The organism is Streptomyces acidiscabies (genome assembly GCF_020010905.1).
Taxonomy (GTDB): Bacteria; Actinomycetota; Actinomycetes; order Streptomycetales; family Streptomycetaceae; genus Streptomyces; species Streptomyces acidiscabies.
Map to the genome: position 1 here is coordinate 702,328 of NZ_JAGJBY010000001.1, position 21,836 is coordinate 724,163.

A 21,836-nucleotide genomic window follows, 5' to 3' on the forward strand; every position below is an offset into this window, starting at 1 on the left:
ATAATTGCTTGTGAATGTGAACGCGTTCACAAGCGTGTCCCAGTTGCTCCACTGTTGTGTGTGACATAAGGGGCAAACTGCCGCAGTACCACGGCACGTAAGGAGACTGACGACGTGGAAATGGCCCTGGCGCCAGAGACACTGGCGCGCTGGCAGTTCGGTATCACCACCGTCTACCACTTCCTCTTCGTCCCCCTGACGATCTCGCTCGCGGCGCTCACCGCCGGGCTGGAGACCGCATGGGTGCGGACCGGCAAGGAGAAGTACCTCAGGGCGACGAAGTTCTGGGGCAAGCTCTTCCTGATCAACATCGCGATGGGCGTCGTCACCGGCATCGTGCAGGAGTTCCAGTTCGGCATGAACTGGTCCGACTACTCGCGCTTCGTCGGCGACGTCTTCGGCGCCCCCCTCGCCTTCGAGGCGCTGATCGCCTTCTTCTTCGAGTCCACCTTCATCGGCCTGTGGATCTTCGGCTGGGACAAGCTCCCGAAGAAGATCCACGTGGCCTGCATGTGGATGGTCTCGATCGGGACGATCCTGTCGGCCTACTTCATCCTCGCCGCCAACTCCTGGATGCAGCACCCGGTCGGCTACCGGATCAACGAGGCCAAGGGCCGCGCCGAACTCACCGACTTCTGGCTCGTCCTGACCCAGAACACCGCGCTCGCGCAGGCCTTCCACACCCTGACGGCCGCGTTCCTGACCGGCGGCGCGTTCATGGTCGGCATCTCCGCCTTCCACCTGGTCCGCAGGCGGCACATCGTCGAGATGAGGACGACGCTGCGGCTCGGCCTCATCACCGTCGTGATCGCCGGTCTGCTCACCGCGATCAGCGGCGACACCCTTGGCAAGGTCATGTTCAAGCAGCAGCCGATGAAGATGGCCGCCGCCGAGGCCCTGTGGGACGGCGAGGCGCCCGCGCCGTTCTCCGTCTTCGCCTACGGGGACGTCGAGAAGGGCCACAACTCGGTGGCCATAGAGATCCCGGGCCTGCTGTCGTTCCTCGCGAACGACGACTTCACCTCGCACGTCCCCGGCATCAACGACGTCAACAAGGCCGAGCAGGAGAAGTTCGGCCCCGGCGACTACCGCCCCAACATCCCGGTCGCCTATTGGGGCTTCCGCTGGATGATCGGCTTCGGCATGACGTCGCTGGCGGTCGGCATGTTCGGACTGTGGCTGACCCGCAAGAAGTTCATGCTGCCCGAGCACCTGAGGACCGGTGAGGACGAGGTGCCGAACCTGGTGCTCTTCCGCAAGAAGGCGCTCGGTCCCCAACTCACCACCTGGTACTGGCGCCTGGCGATCTGGACCCTGGCCTTCCCGCTGATCGCCAACTCCTGGGGCTGGATCTTCACGGAGATGGGCCGTCAGCCCTGGGTCGTCTACGGCATCTTCCAGACCCGCGACGCGGTCTCCCCCGGTGTCTCCCAGGGCGAGATCCTCACCTCGATGATCGCCTTCACCACGCTGTACGCGATCCTCGCGGTCGTCGAGGTCAAGCTCCTCGCGAAGTACGTGAAGGCAGGCCCGCCGGAGCTGACCGAGGCCGACCTCAACCCGCCCACGAAGATCGGCGGCGAGGCGCGTGACGCCGACAAGCCGATGGCCTTCTCGTACTAGGCCGAGGGAGCTGCACCGTCATGGAACTGCACGACGTCTGGTTCGTCCTGATCGCCGTCCTGTGGACCGGCTACTTCTTCCTGGAGGGCTTCGACTTCGGGGTCGGCGTCCTCACCAAGCTCCTCGCCCGTGACCGGGTGGAGAAGCGCGTCCTCATCAACACCATCGGCCCGGTCTGGGACGGCAACGAGGTCTGGCTGCTCAGCGCGGGCGGCGCGACCTTCGCCGCCTTCCCCGAGTGGTACGCCACCCTCTTCTCCGGCTTCTACCTGCCGCTGCTGCTCATCCTGCTGTGCCTCATCGTCCGGGGCGTCGCCTTCGAGTACCGCGCCAAGCGGCCCGAGGAGAACTGGCAGCGCAACTGGGAGCAGGCGATCTTCTGGTGCTCCCTGATCCCCGCGTTCCTGTGGGGCGTCGCGTTCGGCAACATCGTGCACGGCGTGAAGATCGACCGGAACTTCGAGTACGTGGGCGGCTTCTGGGAGCTGCTCAACCCCTACGCCGTCCTCGGCGGGCTCGTCACGCTGAGCCTGTTCACCTTCCACGGCACGGTGTTCACGGCGCTGAAGACGGTCGGTGACATCCGGGAGCGGGCGCGGGCGCTGGCACTCAAGGTCGGTCTCGTGACCGCCGTCCTCGCGCTGGCCTTCCTGGTCTGGACGCAGGCCGACAGCGGGGACGGCAAGAGCCTGGTCGCCCTGGTCGTGGCCGTCGCCGCCCTGGTCGCGGCGCTCGTCGCGAACCAGGCCGGGCGCGAGGGCTGGTCGTTCGCGCTCTCCGGGGTCACGATCGTGGCCGCCGTGGCGATGCTCTTCCTGACGCTCTTCCCGAACGTCATGCCGTCGTCGCTGAACCCGGAGTGGAGCCTCACGGTCACGAACGCCTCGTCGAGCCCGTACACGCTGAAGATCATGACGTGGTGCGCGGTGATCGCTACGCCGGTGGTGATGCTCTACCAGGGGTGGACGTACTGGGTGTTCCGGAAGCGGATCGGTACGCAGCACATCGCTGAAGCGCACTGAATCGCATGTGAGGGTCTGATGTGAGGTCCGATGTGGGGGATGTTTCACGTGAAACATCCCCCAGGGGAAGAGGGTGTGTTTCACGTGAAACCAATCGATCCGCGTCTGCTCCGGTACGCGCGTGCCACCCGGCTGTTCATGGCTGCGGTCGTCGGACTGGGTGTCGTCGGCGCTCTCCTCGTCATCGCTCAGGCCATGCTCATCGCCGAGATCGTCGTCGGTGCTTTCCAGCACGGCCACTCGGTCAATGACCTCCGCACTCCCCTGCTTCTGCTGGTGACCGTCGCGGCTGGTCGCGCGCTGGTCGCCTGGCTCACCGAACTCGCCGCCCACCGCGCGAGCGCTGCCGTGAAGTCGGAGTTGCGGGGACGGCTGCTGGAGCGGGCGGGGGCGCTCGGCCCGGGGTGGCTCGGCGGGCAGCGGACCGGTTCGCTGATCGCCCTCGCGACCCGGGGCGTGGACGCCCTGGACGACTACTTCTCGCGCTATCTCCCCCAGTTGGGGCTCGCCGTCGTCGTCCCCGTCGCGGTGCTCGCGCGGATCGTGACCGAGGACTGGGTGTCGGCGGCGATCATCGTCGGGACGCTGCCGCTGATCCCGGTCTTCATGATGCTGATCGGGTGGGTCACGCAGTCCCGGATGGACCGTCAGTGGCGGCTGCTGTCGCGGCTGTCGGGGCACTTCCTGGACGTGGTCGCGGGGCTGCCGACGCTGAAGGTGTTCGGGCGGGCCAAGGCGCAGGCCGAGTCGATCCGGAAGATCACCGGCGAGTACCGCCAGGCGACCCTGAAGACGCTGCGGATCGCCTTCCTCTCGTCCTTCGCGCTGGAGCTGCTGTCCACGATCTCGGTCGCGCTGGTCGCGGTGACGGTCGGGATGCGGCTCGTGCACGGCGAGATGGACCTCTACATCGGCCTGGTCATCCTGATCCTGGCGCCGGAGGCGTACCTCCCGCTGCGGCAGGTCGGCACGCAGTACCACGCGGCGGCCGAGGGCCTCGCCGCCGCCGAGGAGATCTTCGCGGTGCTGGAGGAGCCGGTCCCGGTGTCCGGCACGGGCGCTGTCCCGCAGGGTGCGATCACCTTCGACGGGGTGACCGTCCGCTACCCCGGCCGGTCCGTCCCCGCCGTCGAGAACGCCTCGCTCACCGTCGCACCCGGCGAGACGGTCGCCCTCGTCGGGCCCAGCGGTGCCGGGAAGTCGACGCTGCTGAACGTCCTGCTCGGCTTCACTCGCCCCGCTGAGGGCCAGGTTCGGATCGGTGGCGCCGACCTCGCCGGGCTCGACCTGGAGGAGTGGCGCTCGCGGATCGCCTGGGTCCCTCAGCGGCCTCACCTGTACGCCGCGACGATCGCGGAGAACGTCCGGCTGGCCTGTCCCGACGCTGACGACGCGGCTGTCCGGCGGGCCCTTGCGGACGCGGGCGCCCTGGAGTTCGTGGATGCGCTGCCCGCTGGGCTGGACACCGTGCTCGGCGAGGACGGTGCCGGGCTTTCTGCCGGGCAGCGGCAGCGGCTCGCTCTGGCGCGTGCGTTTCTCGCGGACCGGCCGGTGTTGCTGCTCGATGAGCCGACGGCTGCGTTGGACGGGGCGACCGAGGCGGAGGTTGTCGCGGCGGTTCGGCGGCTTGCGGAGGGGCGGACTGTGCTGCTTGTGGTGCATCGGCCGGCGTTGCTGGGGGTGGCGGACCGGGTGGTGCGGATCGCGGAGGCCCGGGGCGAGGGGGAAGCCGAGGTTGGGGGCGGGGCGCGGGTTCCGGTGGCTGTCGGCGTGGGGGAGGAGCACGGCTTCACGCAGGCGGACTTCTTTGTGACGGGGGAGGCTCGGGAGGCTGAGGCGGACGGAGATTTCCCGGCGGATCGGGGTGCCGAGGGAGCCGGGGACCTCAGGGGGCGCGCTGTGAGGGCGCCGGGTGAGGCTGCACCCGGCGAGTCCATGCGTGGCGTGCTCGCTCGGGTGCGGGCCATGGCCGGGCCGCGTCGGGGGCGGCTGCTGCTCGCTGCGCTTCTCGGGAGCCTCGCGCTCGGCAGCGCCGTCGGGCTCATGGCGACGTCCGGGTGGCTCATCTCGCGGGCCTCGCAGCAGCCCCCGGTGCTGTACCTGATGGTGGCCGTCACGGGGACGCGGGCGTTCGGGATCGGGCGGGCCGTGTTCCGGTACGCGGAGCGGCTCGTCTCGCACGACGTCGTGCTGCGGATGCTCGCCGACACCCGGGTGGCCGTCTACCGGCGCCTGGAGCGGCTCGCGCCCGCCGGACTGCGCAGGGCGCGGCGCGGGGACCTGCTGTCGCGGCTCGTCGCCGACGTGGACGCCCTCCAGGACTACTGGCTGCGCTGGCTGCTGCCGGTCGGGTCCGCCGTCGTCGTGGCGGCCGGGTCGGTCGCCTTCACCGCGTGGCTGCTCCCCGAGGCGGGTGCGGTCCTCGCCGCCGGACTGCTCCTCGCCGGGGTGGGTGTCCCGCTGGTCACCGGTGCCGTCTCCCGGCGCGCCGAACGCCGGCTCGCGCCCGCGCGCGGGGTGCTGGCCACCCGAGTCGCCGACCTGCTCACCGGCACCGCCGAACTCACCGTCGCCGGCGCCCTGCACCGCCGTACGGACGAGGTGCGGGCGGCCGACGGGGTGCTCACGCGGATCGTCTCGCGCGGGGCGGCGGCGACCGCGCTCGGGGACGGGCTGACCGCGCTGGTCTCCGGGCTGACCGTCGCGGCGGCGGCGTTGGTGGGGGCCCAGGGGGTCGTCTCCGGGCGGCTGGACGGCGTGTCGATGGCCGTCGTCGTGCTCACGCCGCTGGCCGCGTTCGAGGCGGTCCTCGGGCTGCCGCTCGCCGTCCAGTACCGGCAGCGGGTGCGCCGCAGCGCGGAGCGGGTGTACGAGGTGCTGGACTCCCCCGCGCCCGTACGCGAGCCGGAGCGGCCCCGGCAGGCGCCGGCCACGCCGTTCCCGCTGGCCGTGAAGGGGCTCACCGCGCGGTACGACGGACAGGGGCGCGCCGCCCTCGCCGGGGTCGACCTGACGCTCACCGAGGGCCGCAGGATCGCCGTCGTCGGTCCCTCCGGCTCCGGGAAGACGACCCTCGCGCAGGCGCTGCTGCGGTTCCTGGACGCGGAGTCGGGGACGTACACGCTGGGCGGCGTCGACGCGTACGCGCTCGACGGGGACGACGTACGCGCCCTGGTCGGGCTCTGCGCGCAGGACGCGCACCTTTTCGACTCCACCGTCCGCGAGAACCTGTTGCTCGCGCGGAAGGGTGCGGACGAGGGGGAGTTGCGCGACGCGCTGCGGCGGGCGCGGCTCCTGGAGTGGGCCGACGCGCTGCCCGACGGCCTGGACACGCTCGTCGGCGAGCACGGGGCGAAGCTGTCGGGCGGCCAGCGTCAGCGCCTCGCGCTGGCCCGCGCGCTCCTCGCGGACTTCCCTGTGCTGGTCCTGGACGAGCCCGCCGAACACCTCGACCTGCCGACGGCCGACGCGCTCACGGCGGATCTGCTGGCGGCGACCGAGGGGCGGACCACGCTGCTGATCACGCATCGGCTGGCGGGGCTGGACGCGGTGGACGAGGTGATCGTGCTGGACGAGGGGCGGGTGGTGCAGCGGGGTTCCTATGCGGAGTTGGCTGCTGTGGAGGGGCCGTTGCGGGGGATGGTGGAGCGGGAGGAGGCGACGGAGCTGTTGGTGGCGGCTGGGTGAGGCGATGTTTCACGTGAAACACGGCTGGTTTCACGTGAAACAGGGCCGCGAGGGCTGCGCGTGAGCGTCGCGCCGTGATTCATAAATGGGGCAAATTACCCTGCCCCCATGGCAGTCGACCCCCGTCTCCTCGAAGCCCTGCGGTCCGTCGGCGGTGAGCTGGAGCGCATCCCCGCGACAGCCGTGACCCTCCTCGGCGTCCAGGACGCCGCCGTCGAAGTGGACGGCGACGGCTCCGGCTGGGCGCTCGCCGTACCGATCCGTGCGCACGGCGAGTCGTACGGCAGCCTCTGTCTCGCCGGGCGCCGGGACGGGCAGCCCTTCGACAGTGCCGATCTCGACCTCGCGCGCGCCCTCGCCGGGGAAGCGGGGATCGCGATCGGCAACGCGCGGCTGTACGAGGCGGCGCGGCAGCGGGAGCGCTGGATCGACGGCTCCGTGGCGGTCACCACCGCGCTGCTGGCCGGCGACGACCCCGACGACGCGCTCCAGGTGGTCGCCGAGTGGGCCCGCACCCTCGCCGAGGCCGCCGCCGGGGTCGTCCTGCTGCCCGCCGAGGAGGGCGGCCTGGAGATCGCGGCCGTCGCCTCGGACCCCCCGTCGGGGATGCTCGGCGAGGTCGTCCCGGGGGACAGCGCACTGGTCACGGCGCTGCTGGCCGGCGAGGAGGTGTACGTCGAGGACGCGGCCACCGACCCCCGCTCGGTCACCTCGCACGCCGCCGAGTACGGCCCCGTCCTGCTGCTCCCGCTGCGCGGCGACGGCCGTTTCCTGGGCACCCTCTGCCTGCCGCGCGCACGGGGGCGGCGGACGTTCACCGACGCCGAGCGCGATCTCGCCCGCCGGTTCGCCGAACAGGCCGCGCTCGCGCTGATCGCGGCCGAGGCGCAGCGTGACCGGGAGCGGCTCGTGGTGTTCGAGGAGCGCGACCGGATCGCCCGTGACCTGCACGACCTGGTCGTCCAGCGGCTGTTCGCGACGGGGCTGACGCTGGAGAGCGCGCAGCGGGAGGCCGTCGCGCCCGAGGTGCGCGAGGGGGTCGGGCGGGCCGTCGACGAACTCGACGTCACCATCCAGGAGATCCGCACGGCGATCTTCGCCCTGCGCCAGGGCCCCGACGAGACGCCGACCCACCTGCGCACGCGCGTCCTGCGCGAGGTGGCGATGGCCGCCGTACCGCTCGGCTTCCGGCCCGACTGCCGGTTCGTGGGCGACGTCGGCACGCTCGTCGGCGAGGCGACCGGCAAGAACCTCATCGCGGCTCTGCGGGAGGCGTTGTCCAACGCGTTCCGGCATGCGCGGGCCACGCGTATCGACGTGGTGGTGGACGCCACGGCGACGCTCCCCGGCGGCCGTCCCGGCGTACGGCTGACCGTCGCGGACGACGGTGTCGGCATCGGCGACGGGGGGCGCCGCAGCGGGCTGCTGAACCTCGTGCGGCGTGCGGAGTCCCTCGGCGGCGGCAGCACCTACGGTCCGGGACCCGGTGGCGGGACGACGGTGGTGTGGGAGGCGCCGTACTGAAACCCGGCCGGGGTCAACCGGGCGTGACGGTGTGTCACCCGGCGTTGGGCCATCCGGACGCGCTGTCCCCCGGTCGTATGACGTGAACAGGCACACCACCCGTCCCCTGGGACACGATCGCTGACATGCGCTCACCTCGCCGCCGCCCCCTGCTCGTCCCGGTCCTGCTGTGCGCGGCGGCGGTCCTCGCGGCCCGCCCCACCTCCGCCGACGGTCACACCGGCGACGGCGAGAGAGGTCCGGGCGACGGCCTCGGCGCGCAGGTCGCGAAGCTGTACGAGGAGGCCGCCGCCGCGTCCCAGGAGTACGACGCCGGCCGCCGCGAGGCCGAGACGCAGCGCGCGAAGGCCCAGCGGTACGAGGAGCTGCGCGCCGAGGAGCTGCGCGAACTCGGCAGGCTGCACGAGGATCTCGGGCGGATCGCGCGGGCCCAGTACCGGGACGGGGGTGGGCTGCCGATGGTGGTCCGGGTCGTGCTGGACGGCGACCCCGACCGGTTGATGCGCGGTCAGCACGTGCTCGCGCAGGCGAATCTGGCCGTCGGGAGCGCGCTCGGCAAGCGCCGGGCCGTCGAGGAGCGGCTCGCGGGGGACGCGGCGCGGGCGGCGTCCGCGTGGCAGGTGCTGGAGCGGCGGACCGCCGAACTCGCCGGGCTCAAGCAGGACATCGAACGCAAGCTGGAGGAGGCGCGGTGGCGGCTCCAGGGGCAGGCGGCGGCGTCCGTCGCGGCGGGCTCCTGTCCCGGCGCGATCCGGCTCCCGCGGACGCCGTCCTCCAGCGGGTGGGTCGCCCCCGTCGAGTCCTACCGCCTCTCCGCCCCCTTCGGCAGCGGCGGCGCGCGCTGGGCCCACCGCCACACCGGCCAGGACTTCGCCGTCCCGATCGGTACGCCCGTCCGCGCGGTGGGCGCGGGCCGGGTCGTCCGCGTGGCCTGCGGCGACGGCTTCGGCGTCCAGCTCGTCATCAGCCATCCCGGCGGCTACTACACCCAGTACGCCCACCTCTCGTCGGTCGCCGTCGACCCCGGCGAACGCGTCGCCGCGGGCCAGTGGATCGGCCAGACCGGCACCACCGGCAACTCGACGGGCCCGCACCTGCACTTCGAGGTACGGGTGACGCCGGAGATGGGCTCGGCGGTGAATCCGGTGCCGTGGCTGGCGGAGCGGGGGGTGGGGTTGGGGTGAGACGGGTAGATCTTCAGTGGGGGTGCTGATCCCGTAAGGAGCACCCGCCATGGCGAACGCCCCTTACCCGCAGCCGTCAGGCCCGTTCCGCCACCAGCCTCTCGATCACCACCGCCACGCCGTCCTCGTTGTTCGCGGCCGTCTGGCCCGATGCCGCCGCGATCACGTCGGGGTGGGCGTTGCCCATCGCGTACGAGCGGCCCGCCCAGGTCAGCATCTCGACGTCGTTCGGCATGTCCCCGAACGCGACGACCTCCTCGGGGGCGATGCCGCGTTCCGCGCAGCACAGGGCGAGGGTGCTGGCCTTGGAGATGCCGGGGCCCGCGATCTCCAGGAGGGCGCTGGGGCTGGAGCGGGTGACCTCGGCGCGCTCCCCGATCGCCTCGCGGGCCAGCGTGAGGAATTCGTCGGGGTCCAGCGTGCGGTGGTAGGCGAGGATCTTCAGCACCGGTTCCCCCGCGCAGGGTCCGTCCGCCGCGAGCAGTTCCTCCGCGGGGGCGAGGTCGTCCGGGATCTCCATGTGCATCTTGGGATACTCCGGCTCCTGGTAGAACCCGTACGTCTGCTCCACCGCGTACACCGTCCCCGGCGCGGCCTCCCGCAGCAGCCGGACGGCGTCCAGGGCGTTCTCCCTGGCCAGCTCGCGGACCTTCACGAAGCGATGGGTGCCGGGGCCGCCGTGCAGGTCGACCACCGCGGCGCCGTTGCCGCAGATCGCGAGCCCGTGTCCGTGCACGTGGTCACTGACGGCGTCCATCCACCGCGCGGGCCTGCCGGTCACGAAGAACACCTCGATCCCCGCGTCCTCGGCAGCCGCCAACGCGGCCACCGTCCGGGGCGACACCTGCCCGTCGTCCCGCAACAGCGTCCCGTCGAGGTCGGTGGCGATCAGACGGGGGCGGTGTATGGCGGCGGGGGTCTCGGGCTGCCGGGTTGCTGAGGTCACGGGGGCATTGTCCCGTACGGGGGCGCACGGGGGTGGGGGCGTGTGCGCGGATGAGACGCAGGCGACCTGGAAGGGCGCGCCCGCCTTCGAGCAGCCGGGGCGGACTACAGTTCACCGCCGGCAAGCCGGTACAGGGTCTGATCGGCCTCGGTCACCTCAAGGAGTCGCGCTGATGGACCATCGGCAGCTGGCCGCCGCCCTCGTCGAGGCGGGGGTGGACGGCGTCACGTACGCGATCCGGGGCGAGGCTCCCGGCGGCCGTCTGGTCGAGGGCGGTGCCGTGCTCGACCTCGATCCCGACGGGCGCTGGTTCGTCGGTGGCTGGGAGCGTGGGCGGTTGTCGGTGGAGCACCGCTTCGCCGCCGAGGACGAGGCATGCCGGTACCTGTATCGGGTGCTGGCCGGTCCGTCGTCAGTCGTGCGTGCCCGAAACGCGACGTAGGGTCGATGGCATGCGACTGAGTACCGTGATCCTCCCCATCCACCGCTGGAGTGAGGGCCGGAAGATCTGGCGGCGGGCCGAGGATCTCGGCTTCCATGCCGCGTACACCTACGACCACCTGTCGTGGCGGAGCTTCCGCGAGAAGCCGTGGTTCGGGGCGGTGCCGACGCTGACGGCGGCTGCGACGGCGACCGAGCGGCTGCGGCTCGGAACGCTGGTGACCTCCCCCAACTTCCGGCACCCGGTGACGCTCGCCAAGGAGCTGATCACGCTCGACGACATCTCCGGCGGACGGATCACCCTCGGTATCGGCGCCGGCGGCAACGGTTTCGACGCCACCGCCCTGGGGCAGGAGGCGTGGACTCCCCGGGAGCGGGCCGCCCACTTCGCCGACTTCGTGTCCCTTCTCGACCGTCTGCTCACCGAGGACCGTGTCTCGGCCCGGGGCACCTTCTACACGGCGGAGGAAGCGCGGAACATCCCCGGCTGCGTGCAGCGTCCCAGGCTGCCCTTCGCCGTCGCGGCGACCGGGCCGTCCGGCATGGGGCTGGCCGCCCGGCACGGCCAGGCATGGGTCACGACCGGTGATCCGAAACTCTTCGAGACGGGGACCCCGGAGCAGTCGGTCGAAGCACTCCGCGGCCAGCTCGACAAGCTCGGCAAGGCATGCGCGGACGTCGGCCGGGACGCCTCCGGCCTGGACAAGATCCTGCTGACCGGCTTCACCCCGGACCGCGCCCGTCCCCTCGGCTCCCTGGACGCCTTCGTCGACTTCGCCGGACGCCACGCCGAACTCGGCTTCACGGAACTCGTGATCCACTGGCCCGTCCCGGACTCGGACTTCGCCACTGATCTCGCGGTCTTCGAGACCATCGCGACCGAGGGGCTCGCGCAGCTCGGCTGAGGGGGTGCCGGGATCAGTGGGCCTCGCCGAACCGGATGTACTCCACCGGCACCGCCTTCGTCAGCCACACCCCGTTCGCGCTGACCTGGAACACGTGCCCGTCCCGGTGCATGGCCCCGGAATCGACGGTGAGGACGACCGGCCGCCCTCGTCGCGCGCCGACACGCGTGGCCGTCTCCCGGTCCTGGGAGAGGTGGACGTCGTGCCGGTTCATCGGCCGCAGACCCTCGGCGCGGATCGACGAGAGGGCGCGCGGATGAGTGCCGTGGAATAGATACGCGGGCGGCACGGTCGCCGGAAGCGCGAGGTCCACCGAGACGCTGTGCCCCTGGCTCGCCCGTATCCGCGTGCCCTCGATCGCGAAGCGCTTCTTGTCGTTCGTCGCGACGACGTGGTCCAGCTCCTCGCGGGTGATGGGGAAGCCGTGCGCGGCGGTCGCCGCGAGGAGGGTGTCGATCTCGGTCCACCCGGCCGCGTCGAGGCGCAGGCCGATGCGTTCCGGTTGGTGGCGCAGGTGCTTCGAGAGGTACTTGGACACCTTCACAGTGCGTTGGTCGGTGGTCATCCCCTCAGTGTGCGGAGAGAGATGTGGATCACGCACCCAATTTTCGTCCCCAGGTTTGATCCACAACCAACCGTAGTTATCCACAGGGGAATTGGGGATTCTGTGGATAACTGACGGGAGGAATCCGGCATTTGGGCAACTCAAGCCGTATACAAGCTACTTGGCCAACTCCCTTACGGCCGGGGCTCGTAGCGCGCGAACGCCCTCAACACCCTTGGCGACAGCCGTGACAGCAGCCGCGACCCCTTCGCCTCCGGCGTCACCGGTACGACGGCGTCGTTGCGGACGACCGCGCGCACGACCGCGTCGGCGACCTTCTCCGGCGGGTAGTTGCGCCGCCCGTACATCCGCGACGACCTCTCCCGCCGCCGCTCCTGCTCCTGCGCGTCGACCCCTACGAACGTCGCGGTCGAGGCGATGCCCGTGTTGATCAGCCCGGGACAGATCGCGCTCACGCCGATCCCCTTGCCCGCCAACTCCGCGCGCAGGGACTCGCTCAGCATGAGGACGGCCGCCTTGGACGTGCCGTACGCGGACAGCACGCGCGAGGGCTGGTACGCGGCGGCCGACGCGATGTTCACGATGTGCCCGCCCTGCCCGCGCTCGACCATGTCCCGCCCGAAAAGGCGGCAACCGTGAATGACGCCCCACAGGTTGACGTCCAGGACGCGCCGCCAGTCCTCGGTGCTCGTGTCGAAGAACGAGCCCGACATGCCGATGCCGGCGTTGTTGACCAGCACGTCGACCACACCGTACGACTGCCGTACCTTGTCGGCGAGTTCCTCCATCGCCTTCTCGTCGGAGACGTCCACGGCCTCCGCCCACGCCTCCCGCGCGCCCACGAGCCGCGCCAACTCGGCCGTACGCTCGGCGCTTTCGGCGTCCCGGTCGACGGCGACCACACGCGCACCCGCCTCCGCGAAGGCGAACGCGGTGGCCCGCCCGATGCCGCTGCCCGCGCCGGTGACCAGCACGAGTTGGCCCGCGAACCGCTCCGCGTGCACGCCGGACGGGGTCGCCGAACGCGCCTGCCCGGCCTCGACGGACGTCACGAACTCGGCGACCCAGGAGGCGACTTGCTCGGACCGCGTGCGCGGGAGCCAGTGCTTGGCGGGGATCGTGCGCCGGGTCAGGCGCGGCGCCCACGTCTCCAACTCGTCGTACAGCCGCGGCGACAGGAACGCGTCGTCGAGCGGCGTGATGAGCTGCACGGGCGCGTGCGCGTAGGCGTCCGCGCGCGGGCGGCTCAGCCGGGCGCGGACGTTGTCCCGGTACAGCCAGGCGCCGTTGGCGGCGTCGGAGGGCAGGGACGCGGTCGGGTACGAGGGGTCGTCGAGCTTCTCCGTACGGCGCAGCAGGGCCGGCCAGCGCTTGCCGAGCGGCCCGCGCCAGGCCAGTTCGGGCAGGACGGGGGTGTGCAGCGCGTACACGTACCACGACTTGGCGCCCTGGCCGAGGAGTTGGGCGGCCTGGCGCGGAGTCGGCCGGTGCAGACGGCGGTTGATCCAGTGGCCGAAGTGGTCGAGGGACGGTCCCGACATCGACGTGAAGGACGCGATACGGCCCTCCGTGCGCGCGACGGTCACGAACTCCCAGGACTGCACGGACCCCCAGTCGTGCCCCACGAGGTGCACCGGACGCCCCGGGCTGACCGCGTCGATCACCGCGAGGAAGTCGTCCGTCAGCTTCTCCAGCGTGAACCCGCCCCGCAGCGGCTTCGGCGCGCTCGAACTGCCGTGCCCGCGCACGTCGTACAGCACCACATGGAACCGCTCCGCGAGGCGTGCCGCGACCGGCGCCCACACCTCCTTCGTGTCCGGGTAGCCGTGCACGAGGACGACGACGGGGTTCCCCAGCTCGCCGAGTTCCGCCACGCACAGCTCGATCCCGCCGGTGGTGATCCGGCGTTCGCGCGCCCCGTCGAGCATCGTCACTTCTTCCCCTCCGCCCACTGCCGCACGTGCGGCAGGTCTTCGTCCAGCCAAAAAGCGCTCTCCGCCTGGTCCTTGGAGTCCGTGACGACCAGGATCTCCTCGAACTTCGCGCCGGTGCCCCGGAATCCGAGATGCGGTTCGACCGCCCACAGCCCCGGCTGCGGGGGGTGGTCGGAGAAACGGTACGGCGACCACAGCGGCGACCATCCGTCGCGGTGCCCGTGCAGGGCGTCCGAGGCGAGTCCCTTGAGGGACTGGGCGCCGAATCCGAACAGGTGCGGGGAGAAACGCCGTTGCGTCACCCGGTCGACCTTGTGGGCGATCACACCGAAGGGGTACGCGCGATGCCGGTTGGCGTAACCCTGGAGAGCCATGAGGCGGTCCACGTCCTGGTAGATCTCGCGCAGCGGCCTGCGCTCGCGGACCTCCTTCAGGATCAGCTCGCGGTGCGCCTCCAGGTCGGCCATCAGGCGTTCCTGTACGGGGTTGGCGCCGAGCGACCCCGAGTAGCCGATGTCGGCGGTGTAGCCCTCGTACACGGGCGCGAGGTCCAGGATGAACGGCATCCCGGGCTCCAGGCGGCGGTTGGTCGGGAAGAACTGGAGGGGGATGCGGAAGTTCGTGAACGCGGTGCGGTCGCCGAACCAGGCGAAGGGGAGGTGGAACCAGTCCTTCACGCCGCGCTCGCGCATCCACCGGCGCTGCATGTGCGCGGCCTCGCGTTCGGTGACGCCCGGTGTCAGCCGGGCCGCGACGTCCTGCGCGCACGCGTAGGCGAGCCGCTGGACCTGGCTAAATCCCCGCAGGTCGGCGCGGGGATCGGGGGTCACTGCCGTTGTCATGGCACCTCGCCGTGCGGTTGCGATACGCGTCCGTAACTTGACCACGCCGAATCTGGCACTTGTTAGAGAAACCGTCAATAGGGTGGGGTGACGCCGACCGGTAATACCTGGCCCGGACATCGAGGCCCGCCCGTACCTCTCAGGTAGGGGGTCCCTTAGCCGTCCCCTACATCTCAGGTACGGGGTGAAGACGGCTCTCCGGAGTGACGACCGAGTATGTGCCGGGTCACTACCTTCGAACTGTGACTGTGATCGCGACCGAAAGCCTGAGCAAGCGGTTCCCGAGGGTGACCGCTCTCGACCGGCTGTCCGTGGACATCGGAGCCGGTGTGACCGGACTGGTCGGTGCCAACGGCGCCGGCAAGTCCACCCTGATCAAGATCCTCCTGGGTCTGTCCCCCGCGAGCGAGGGCCGAGCCGAAGTGCTCGGACTCGACGTCGCGACCAAGGGCGCCGCCATCCGCGAGCGCGTGGGCTACATGCCGGAGCACGACTGCCTCCCGCCGGACGTCTCGGCGACCGAGTTCGTCGTCCACATGGCGCGCATGTCCGGCCTCCCGCCCACGGCGGCGCGCGAGCGCACGGCGGACACGCTGCGGCACGTCGGGCTGTACGAGGAGCGCTACCGGCCCATCGGCGGCTACTCGACCGGCATGAAGCAGCGCGTCAAACTCGCGCAGGCGCTCGTCCACGACCCCCGGCTGGTCTTCCTCGACGAGCCGACCAACGGCCTCGACCCCGTCGGGCGCGACGAGATGCTCGGCCTGATCCGCCGTATCCACACCGACTTCGGCATCTCGGTCCTGGTCACCTCCCACCTCCTGGGCGAACTGGAACGCACCTGCGACCACGTCGTCGTCATCGACGGCGGCAAGCTCCTGCGCTCCAGCTCCACCACCGACTTCACCCAGACCACCACCACCCTCGCCGTCGAGGTCACCGACACCGACGACCACCCGGACGGCACCCGCGCGCTGCGCGAGGCGCTCCTCACGCGCGGGGCGGACGTCCAGGACGGCGGCGCGGGCCTCCCCGGCGCCGGCCACCTCCTGCTGCTGACCGCGCAGGGCGAGGAGACGTACGACCTGGTGCGCGACCTCGTCGCCGACCTCGGCCTCGGCCTGGTCCGCATGGAACAGCGCAGACACCACATCTCCGAGGTCTTCACCACCGCCGACGAGCAGAGCGCGCAGAGCAAGGAGGCCGTCGGCCATGGCGGTTGACCACACCGCGGGAGAGACCTCCCGCATCCACGACATCGGCTACCGGGGCTACGACGGCCCCCGCCTCGGCCGCGCCTACGCCCGCCGCTCGCTGTACGCGCAGTCCCTGCGCGGCGCCTACGGCCTCGGCCGCTCGGTGAAGTCCAAGGTCCTGCCGATGCTCCTGTTCGTCGTGATGCTCGTACCGGCCGCCATCATGGTCGCCGTCGCGGTCGCCACGAAGGCCAAGGAACTCCCCCTGGACTACACGCGGTACGCGATCGTCCTGCAAGCCGTCATCAGCCTGTACGTCGCCTCCCAGGCGCCCCAGTCGGTCTCCCGCGACCTGCGCTTCAAGACGGTCCCGCTGTACTTCTCGCGGCCCATCGAGACCGCCGACTACGTCCTCGCGAAGTTCGCCGCGCTGGCCTCCGCGCTGTTCGCGCTGACCGCCGCCCCGCTGCTCGTCCTGTACGTGGGCGCGCTGCTCGCCAAACTCGACTTCGCCGACCAGACCGAAGGCTTCGCACAGGGACTCGTCTCCGTGGCACTGCTCTCCCTCCTCTTCGCCGGCCTCGGCCTGGTCGTCGCCGCGGTCACCCCCCGGCGCGGCTTCGGCATCGCCGCCGTCATCGCCGTCCTGACCATCTCCTACGGCGCCGTCTCCACCCTCCAGGCCATCGCGCACGAGCAGTCCAGCGGCGGTTCGATCCCCTGGATCGGCCTCTTCTCGCCGATCACACTGATCGACGGCATCCAGACCGCGTTCCTCGGCGCGAGCTCCGCCTTCCCCGGCGGGGTGGGCCCGTCGAACGGCGAAGGCGCGGTCTACGTCCTCGTCACCCTCGGACTCATCGCCGCCTGCTACGGCCTGCTGATCCGCCGCTACCGGAAGGTGGGCCTGTGACCACGCTCTCCCTCGACCACGTCTCCCGCTGGTTCGGCAACGTGGTCGCCGTCAACGACATCACCATGACCATCGGCCCCGGCGTCACCGGCCTCCTCGGCCCCAACGGCGCCGGCAAGTCCACCCTCATCAACATGATGGGCGGCTTCCTCGCCCCCTCCACCGGCACGGTCACCCTCGACGGCGTCCCCGTCTGGCGCAACGAGGAGGTCTACAAGCACATCGGCATCGTCCCCGAGCGCGAGGCGATGTACGACTTCCTCACCGGCCGCGAGTTCGTCGTCGCCAACGCCGAACTCCACGGCCTCGGCGCCAAGGCCGCCCAGAAGGCGCTGGCCACCGTCGAGATGGAGTACGCGCAGGACCGCCGGATCCAGACCTACTCCAAGGGCATGCGCCAGCGCGTCAAGATGGCCAGCGCCCTCGTCCACGACCCCTCGCTGTTCCTGCTCGACGAGCCCTTCAACGGCATGGACCCCCGCCAGCGCATGCAGCTCATGAACCTGCTGCGCCGCATGGGCGACGAGGGCCGTACGGTCCTGTTCTCCTCGCACATCCTGGAGGAGGTCGAGCAGCTCGCCCGGCACATCGAGGTCATCGTCGCCGGGCGGCACGCGGCGAGCGGCGACTTCCGCCGTATCCGCCGCCTCATGACCGACCGGCCGCACCGCTACGTCGTGCGCTCCAGCGACGACCGCGCGCTCGCCGCTGCGCTCATCGCCGACCCGTCGACCGCCGGTATCGAGGTCGACACGGCGGAAGGCGCGCTGCTGATCCAGGCCGTCGACTTCGGCCGCTTCACCGCCCTGCTGCCGCGGGTGGCCCGGGACCACGGCATCCGGCTCCTCGCCGTCTCGCCGTCCGACGAGTCCCTTGAGTCCGTGTTCTCGTATCTGGTCGCGGCGTAGGAGGCCCTGATGTACGACCCCACTGTCGCCCGGCTCACCTATCGGGCCCTGCTCGGCCGGCGCCGGGCGCTCATCCTCGGTGCGCTGCCGATGCTGCTCATCGTGATCGCCGTCATCGTGCGGGCCCTCGCGGGGGCCGACGACCAGACCGCCGTCGACCTGCTCGGCGGGCTCGGGCTCGCCACGATGGTGCCGATCATCGGCGTCATCGCCGGGACCGGCGCGATCGGGCCCGAGATCGACGACGGGTCCGTGGTGTATCTGCTGTCCAAGCCGATCAAGCGGCCGACGATCATCTCGACGAAGCTCATCGTCGCCATCGCCGTGACCATGGTGTTCTCGGCGCTGCCCACCCTCGTCGCCGGGTTCATCCTCAACGGGAACGGGCAGCAGATCGCCGTCGCGTACACCGTCGCCGCGCTCGTCGCGTCCATCGCCTACGCGGCCGTGTTCCTGCTGCTCGGGACCGTCTCCCGGCATGCCGTCGTCTTCGGGCTCGTCTACGCGCTCGTCTGGGAGGCGCTGTTCGGGTCCCTCGTGCCGGGGGCGCGGACGCTCAGCGTTCAGCAGTGGTCCCTTGCCGTCGCGCACGAGGTGACCGGCGGTGACCTCGTCACCTCCGACGTCGGGCTCACCACCGCGGTGATCTTCCTCGTCGCCGTCACCGGGCTCGCGACCTGGTACGCGGGACAGAAGCTGCGCACGCTCACGCTCGCCGGGGAGGAATAAGAGGTGCCGGTCGGCCTTGACGGAGGTTTCACCTCCGTCCGGGCACACTGGCGTAAATCGGGACGGGGACAGGAGGGAAGGATGCCGGAGGAACGATCACGGGACGAGGTCTGGGACGAGCTTGTTCTCGACGAGGACTTCGTGCGGGGTGCGGAGGCGGCCGAGCCGTCAGCCCGTGCGCGGATGCTGTCCGCGAAGTGGAGCCGCGAGGCGCCGGAACCGCAGCCCTGGCGCTCCGACGAGCCGCCTGCGGGGTGGTTCTTCAGCAAGGCTCGGCGCAAGCGGTGGCGGCGGAAATAGAGGGCCGGCGTTTTAATCAGTGGCGGGCAACTGGCTGAGCGGGCACAGTAGTTGTGTCCGCATCGCCGGTTTTGGGGCGGTGCTACGTACCGGGAGAGGAGCGGGGCAGTACGTCCCGCTTCCTTCAGGGCAGTCCGCCGAGGGCTCCGGAGTAGTCGCTCACTCCGTCCGAGCCCGTGTGTTGAGGACGCCCGGGGCGGCCACTTCGAGCACGCGAGATCGCTCTCGCGTGGGCCGCCCACCCGGAGGATCGGCCGAGGGGTAGGTGGGCAGGTGCAGATTGTGTGTGGCTGGTCGCGCAGTTCCCCGCGCCCCTAAAAGACAGGGTGCGGATCGGATGTCGAGTGCGGGTGCAACCCCATACCGGCTAGCTGGTCCGGCCTTTCAGGGGCGCGGGGCTGTATCGATATGCGGCTACCGCCGCGCGGGCGCGACCAACCACAGACCTGCACCCTGTCTTTTTAGGGGCGCGGGGAACTGCGCGACCAGCCCACCACTACCCGCACCCGGCAACCTCCAGAACCCACCCCCACCTCACCCCAACAACCGCTCCAACACCACCGCGATCCCATCCTCCTCGTTGGACGCAGTCACCTCGTCCGCCACCGCCTTCAGCTCCTCGTGCGCGTTGGCCATCGCCACCCCCCGCGAGGACCACGCGAACATCGGCAAGTCGTTCGGCATATCGCCGAAGGCGATCGTGTGGGCCGACTTGAGGCCGAGGCGTCGCGCTGCGAGGGAGAGGCCCGTGGCCTTGGAGAGGCCGAGCGGCAACAGTTCCACTATCCCCGGCCCAGCCATCGCGACCGTGACGAAGCCCCCGGCGGCCACGCGGGACGCCTCCGCCAACTCGTCGTCCCCCAGCGTCGGATGCTGGACGTAGATCTTGTTCAGCGGCGCAGCCCACAGCTCGGTCACATCAGTGAGCGGAGTCGCCGGCAGGTTCCCCACACTCGCGTACCCCGGCCCGACCAGCACCTCCCCGTCCAGCCCGTCCCGGCTGGCCGCGAGGTACAGCGGCCCCACCTCCGCCTCGATCTTCGCGAGAGCGACCCCCGCGAGCTGCCGGTCCAACGTCACGGACGTCAGCAGCCGATGCGCGCCGGCGTCGTACACCTGAGCCCCCTGCCCGCAGACGGCGAGCCCGGTGTAGCCGAGGGAGTCGAGAATGTGCCGGGTCCAGGGAACGGCACGCCCGGTGACGACGATATGGGTCGCCCCGGCGGAGGTCGCCGCGGCGAGAGCGTCACGGGTACGGGGTGACACCGACTCGTCGGCCCGCAGCAGCGTCCCGTCGAGGTCGGTCGCGATCAGCTTGTACGGAAAACTCCCCGCGCCAACCTCATTCACAGCACTCACTCAAGCCACCCTCACTCGGATCGACCCCCGCCAGAGACCCCCCGCGCACATAACAGGGGACGCCCCCAGAAAGGGACGCCCCCTACAGAACCCCGACCGGCTCAAGAACCCGTCGGCTCCAGAACCTCACGCCCGCCCAGGAATGGCCGCAGAACCTCCGGCACCCGAACCGACCCGTCCGCCTGCTGATGGTTCTCCAGAATCGCGACGATCGTGCGCGGCACAGCACACAACGTCCCGTTGAGGGTCGCCAGCGGACGCACCGTCTTGCCCTCCCGGTACCGGATGGACAACCGCCGCGACTGGAACTCGGTGCAGTCGGACGTGGACGTCAGCTCGCGGTACTTCCCCTGCGTAGGAATCCACGCCTCACAGTCGAACTTCCGCGCGGCGGACGACCCGAGGTCACCGGTAGCGACATCGATCACCCGGAACGGCAGCTCAAGCGACGTGAGCCACTGCTTCTCCCACTCCAGCAGCCGCCGGTGCTCCGCCTCGGAGTCCTCGGGCGCGACGTACGAGAACATCTCGACCTTGTCGAACTGGTGGACCCGGAAGATTCCCTTCGTGTCCTTGCCGTGCGACCCGGCCTCACGCCGGAAGCAGGGCGAGAACCCGGCGTACCGCAGCGGAAGCCGCTCCGCGTCGAGGATCTCGTCCATGTGGTACGCGGCGAGCGCGACCTCGGACGTCCCCACGAGGTACAGGTCGTCCTTGTCGAGGTGGTAGACGTCCTGCGCGGCCTGCCCGAGGAACCCGGTCCCGGCCATCGACTGCGGACGCACCAGCGCCGGCGTCAGCATCGGCGTGAACCCGGCGGCCGTGGCCTGCGAGATCGCCGCGTTGACGAGCGCCAGCTCAAGCAGCGCACCGACCCCGGTGAGGAAGTAGAAGCGCGAGCCGGAGACCTTGGCCCCCCGCTCGACGTCGATCGCGCCGAGCAGCTGCCCCAGCTCCAGGTGGTCCTTGGGCTCGAACCCCTCGGCGGAGAAGTCACGAATCTCCCCGTGCGTCTCCAGCGTGACGAAGTCCTCCTCGCCGCCGACGGGTACGTCGGGATGGACGAGGTTGCCGAGCCGGAGCAGCAGCTCATGGGTCTCGGTGTCCGCCGCGTCGCGCTCGGCGTCGGCGGCCTTGACGTCGGACGCCAGCTGCGAAGCCTTCTTCAGCAGCTCCGCCTTCTCGTCCCCGGCGGCCTTGGGGATCAGCTTGCCGAGCTGCTTCTGCTCGGCACGGAGTTCGTCGAAGCGGACGCCGGACGACCTGCGCCGCTCGTCGGCGGACAGGAGGGAGTCGACGAGCGCGACGTCCTCTCCACGGGCACGCTGCGACGCGCGCACACGGTCGGGGTCCTCACGGAGCAGGCGAAGGTCAATCACAGGCCCAAGGCTACCGGTGTGCACCGACGGCCCACGACCGACTATTTCCCCCGCCCCGAAAAGCCGGTTACGACCCGTTATGAGGGAATTGCGGAATGTGTCAAGGGAATCCGCCGCCTTCCCTGAGACTGATCACCCCAGGGGCTCGAAGTTGACTCGACTGCCTTGTGGAAGAAGGGACTTGGGGGCCGGTTGTCCACAGTGATCCACACCCCGGGAAAAGTTATCCACAGGGTGTGCGAAAGATCTGTGGACATCGGAAACGATCTTTCCCGCATGTTGCCCCGTACCCGGAAATTCTGTCCTAAACGCGCCTCGTATCCACTTTCGAGTGGAAACGCGTCGCTCCAAAGGATTGCGCGCAGGAAACAAGTGGACG

General features: G+C 70.6%; 18 protein-coding genes. 12 read left to right on the plus strand and 6 right to left on the minus strand.

What is annotated here, in order from left to right; translation table 11 throughout:
- Positions 1 to 114 precede the first annotated feature (114 nt).
- The 5 genes from J8M50_RS03420 (at position 115) to J8M50_RS03440 (ending at position 9,040) form a co-directional block, all read left to right on the plus strand.
- Positions 115 to 1,623 carry a cytochrome ubiquinol oxidase subunit I gene (locus tag J8M50_RS03420; RefSeq protein WP_010354118.1) on the plus strand — a complete coding sequence of 503 codons (1,509 nt, stop codon included), beginning with the start codon at positions 115 to 117 and terminating at the stop codon, positions 1,621 to 1,623.
- A 20-nt stretch (positions 1,624 to 1,643) separates the two neighbouring features.
- Positions 1,644 to 2,645: a cytochrome d ubiquinol oxidase subunit II gene (gene cydB, locus J8M50_RS03425; RefSeq protein WP_010354119.1), complete on the plus strand. Its 1,002-nt coding sequence runs from the start codon at positions 1,644 to 1,646 to the stop codon at positions 2,643 to 2,645.
- Between the two features lie 84 nt (positions 2,646 to 2,729).
- The gene (gene cydD, locus J8M50_RS03430) at positions 2,730 to 6,332 is read left to right on the plus strand and encodes a thiol reductant ABC exporter subunit CydD (RefSeq protein WP_010354120.1); all 3,603 of its coding nucleotides are present in this window, start codon (positions 2,730 to 2,732) and stop codon (positions 6,330 to 6,332) included.
- 108 nt (positions 6,333 to 6,440) lie between these two features.
- The gene (locus tag J8M50_RS03435; protein WP_010354121.1) at positions 6,441 to 7,856 is read left to right on the plus strand and encodes a sensor histidine kinase; all 1,416 of its coding nucleotides are present in this window, start codon (positions 6,441 to 6,443) and stop codon (positions 7,854 to 7,856) included.
- A 125-nt stretch (positions 7,857 to 7,981) separates the two neighbouring features.
- Positions 7,982 to 9,040 carry a M23 family metallopeptidase gene (locus tag J8M50_RS03440; RefSeq protein WP_010354122.1) on the plus strand — a complete coding sequence of 353 codons (1,059 nt, stop codon included), beginning with the start codon at positions 7,982 to 7,984 and terminating at the stop codon, positions 9,038 to 9,040.
- A gap of 76 nt (positions 9,041 to 9,116) precedes the next feature.
- Here J8M50_RS03440 and J8M50_RS03445 read toward each other — a convergent pair whose 3' ends face one another.
- The gene (locus J8M50_RS03445; RefSeq protein WP_010354123.1) at positions 9,117 to 9,986 is read right to left on the minus strand and encodes a Cof-type HAD-IIB family hydrolase; all 870 of its coding nucleotides are present in this window, start codon (positions 9,984 to 9,986) and stop codon (positions 9,117 to 9,119) included.
- 172 nt (positions 9,987 to 10,158) lie between these two features.
- Here J8M50_RS03445 and J8M50_RS03450 point away from each other — a divergent pair, with 172 nt between their 5' ends.
- Together J8M50_RS03450 and J8M50_RS03455 are read left to right on the plus strand one after the other, a co-directional pair.
- Entirely contained in the window at positions 10,159 to 10,428 is a 270-nt protein-coding gene (locus tag J8M50_RS03450; RefSeq protein ID WP_010354124.1) for a hypothetical protein, read from the plus strand.
- A 10-nt stretch (positions 10,429 to 10,438) separates the two neighbouring features.
- On the plus strand, positions 10,439 to 11,332 hold the full coding sequence (locus J8M50_RS03455) for an LLM class flavin-dependent oxidoreductase (protein ID WP_010354125.1): 894 nt from the start codon (positions 10,439 to 10,441) through the stop codon (positions 11,330 to 11,332).
- Between the two features lie 13 nt (positions 11,333 to 11,345).
- Here J8M50_RS03455 and J8M50_RS03460 read toward each other — a convergent pair whose 3' ends face one another.
- The 3 genes from J8M50_RS03460 to J8M50_RS03470 form a co-directional block, all read right to left on the minus strand.
- Positions 11,346 to 11,897 (minus strand): RNA 2'-phosphotransferase, encoded by a 552-nt coding sequence (locus J8M50_RS03460; protein WP_010354126.1) that lies wholly within the window; start codon positions 11,895 to 11,897, stop codon positions 11,346 to 11,348.
- 173 nt (positions 11,898 to 12,070) lie between these two features.
- A complete protein-coding gene (locus J8M50_RS03465; protein WP_010354127.1) occupies positions 12,071 to 13,831 on the minus strand; it encodes an SDR family oxidoreductase in 1,761 nt (586 codons plus the stop codon).
- Positions 13,828 to 14,673, minus strand: coding sequence for a M24 family metallopeptidase (locus J8M50_RS03470; RefSeq protein ID WP_050987231.1), 846 nt, complete (start codon positions 14,671 to 14,673; stop codon positions 13,828 to 13,830). The genes J8M50_RS03465 and J8M50_RS03470 overlap by 4 nt, the downstream gene beginning before the upstream one ends.
- Before the next feature lie 248 nt (positions 14,674 to 14,921).
- Between J8M50_RS03470 and J8M50_RS03475 the strand changes: the two genes are divergently transcribed.
- From J8M50_RS03475 to J8M50_RS03495, 5 genes are all read left to right on the plus strand, one after another.
- Positions 14,922 to 15,896 (plus strand): ABC transporter ATP-binding protein, encoded by a 975-nt coding sequence (locus tag J8M50_RS03475; RefSeq protein WP_010354129.1) that lies wholly within the window; start codon positions 14,922 to 14,924, stop codon positions 15,894 to 15,896.
- Complete coding sequence (locus tag J8M50_RS03480; RefSeq protein WP_010354130.1) at positions 15,886 to 16,782, plus strand: ABC transporter permease subunit; 897 nt, start codon at positions 15,886 to 15,888, stop codon at positions 16,780 to 16,782. Before J8M50_RS03475 ends, J8M50_RS03480 begins: the two co-directional genes overlap by 11 nt.
- Positions 16,779 to 17,690: an ABC transporter ATP-binding protein gene (locus tag J8M50_RS03485; protein ID WP_010354131.1), complete on the plus strand. Its 912-nt coding sequence runs from the start codon at positions 16,779 to 16,781 to the stop codon at positions 17,688 to 17,690. The genes J8M50_RS03480 and J8M50_RS03485 overlap by 4 nt, the downstream gene beginning before the upstream one ends.
- A 9-nt stretch (positions 17,691 to 17,699) precedes the next feature.
- A complete protein-coding gene (locus J8M50_RS03490) occupies positions 17,700 to 18,419 on the plus strand; it encodes an ABC transporter permease (RefSeq protein WP_010354132.1) in 720 nt (239 codons plus the stop codon).
- 81 nt (positions 18,420 to 18,500) lie between these two features.
- Positions 18,501 to 18,719, plus strand: coding sequence for an SGM_3592 family protein (locus tag J8M50_RS03495; RefSeq protein ID WP_010354133.1), 219 nt, complete (start codon positions 18,501 to 18,503; stop codon positions 18,717 to 18,719).
- A 534-nt stretch (positions 18,720 to 19,253) separates the two neighbouring features.
- Here the strand turns inward: J8M50_RS03495 and J8M50_RS03500 are convergent.
- Both J8M50_RS03500 and serS read right to left on the minus strand, forming a co-directional pair.
- Positions 19,254 to 20,069 carry an HAD family hydrolase gene (locus tag J8M50_RS03500; RefSeq protein WP_010354134.1) on the minus strand — a complete coding sequence of 272 codons (816 nt, stop codon included), beginning with the start codon at positions 20,067 to 20,069 and terminating at the stop codon, positions 19,254 to 19,256.
- 110 nt (positions 20,070 to 20,179) lie between these two features.
- Positions 20,180 to 21,457, minus strand: a complete 1,278-nt coding sequence (serS, locus tag J8M50_RS03505; RefSeq protein WP_010354135.1) for a serine--tRNA ligase — start codon at positions 21,455 to 21,457, stop codon at positions 20,180 to 20,182.
- Positions 21,458 to 21,836 lie beyond the last annotated feature (379 nt).

Bases quoted from the DNA above. Each gene is read 5' to 3' on its own strand.
- J8M50_RS03435 (WP_010354121.1), top strand. From the start codon at position 6,441: ATGGCAGTCGACCCCCGTCTCCTCGAAGCCCTGCGGTCCGTCGGCGGT.
- J8M50_RS03460 (WP_010354126.1), bottom strand. From the start codon at position 11,897: ATGACCACCGACCAACGCACTGTGAAGGTGTCCAAGTACCTCTCGAAG.
- J8M50_RS03470 (WP_050987231.1), bottom strand. From the start codon at position 14,673: ATGACAACGGCAGTGACCCCCGATCCCCGCGCCGACCTGCGGGGATTT.
- cydB (WP_010354119.1), top strand. From the start codon at position 1,644: ATGGAACTGCACGACGTCTGGTTCGTCCTGATCGCCGTCCTGTGGACC.
- J8M50_RS03450 (WP_010354124.1), top strand. From the start codon at position 10,159: ATGGACCATCGGCAGCTGGCCGCCGCCCTCGTCGAGGCGGGGGTGGAC.
- J8M50_RS03440 (WP_010354122.1), top strand. From the start codon at position 7,982: ATGCGCTCACCTCGCCGCCGCCCCCTGCTCGTCCCGGTCCTGCTGTGC.
- J8M50_RS03455 (WP_010354125.1), top strand. From the start codon at position 10,439: ATGCGACTGAGTACCGTGATCCTCCCCATCCACCGCTGGAGTGAGGGC.
- J8M50_RS03490 (WP_010354132.1), top strand. From the start codon at position 17,700: ATGTACGACCCCACTGTCGCCCGGCTCACCTATCGGGCCCTGCTCGGC.
- J8M50_RS03480 (WP_010354130.1), top strand. From the start codon at position 15,886: ATGGCGGTTGACCACACCGCGGGAGAGACCTCCCGCATCCACGACATC.
- J8M50_RS03495 (WP_010354133.1), top strand. From the start codon at position 18,501: ATGCCGGAGGAACGATCACGGGACGAGGTCTGGGACGAGCTTGTTCTC.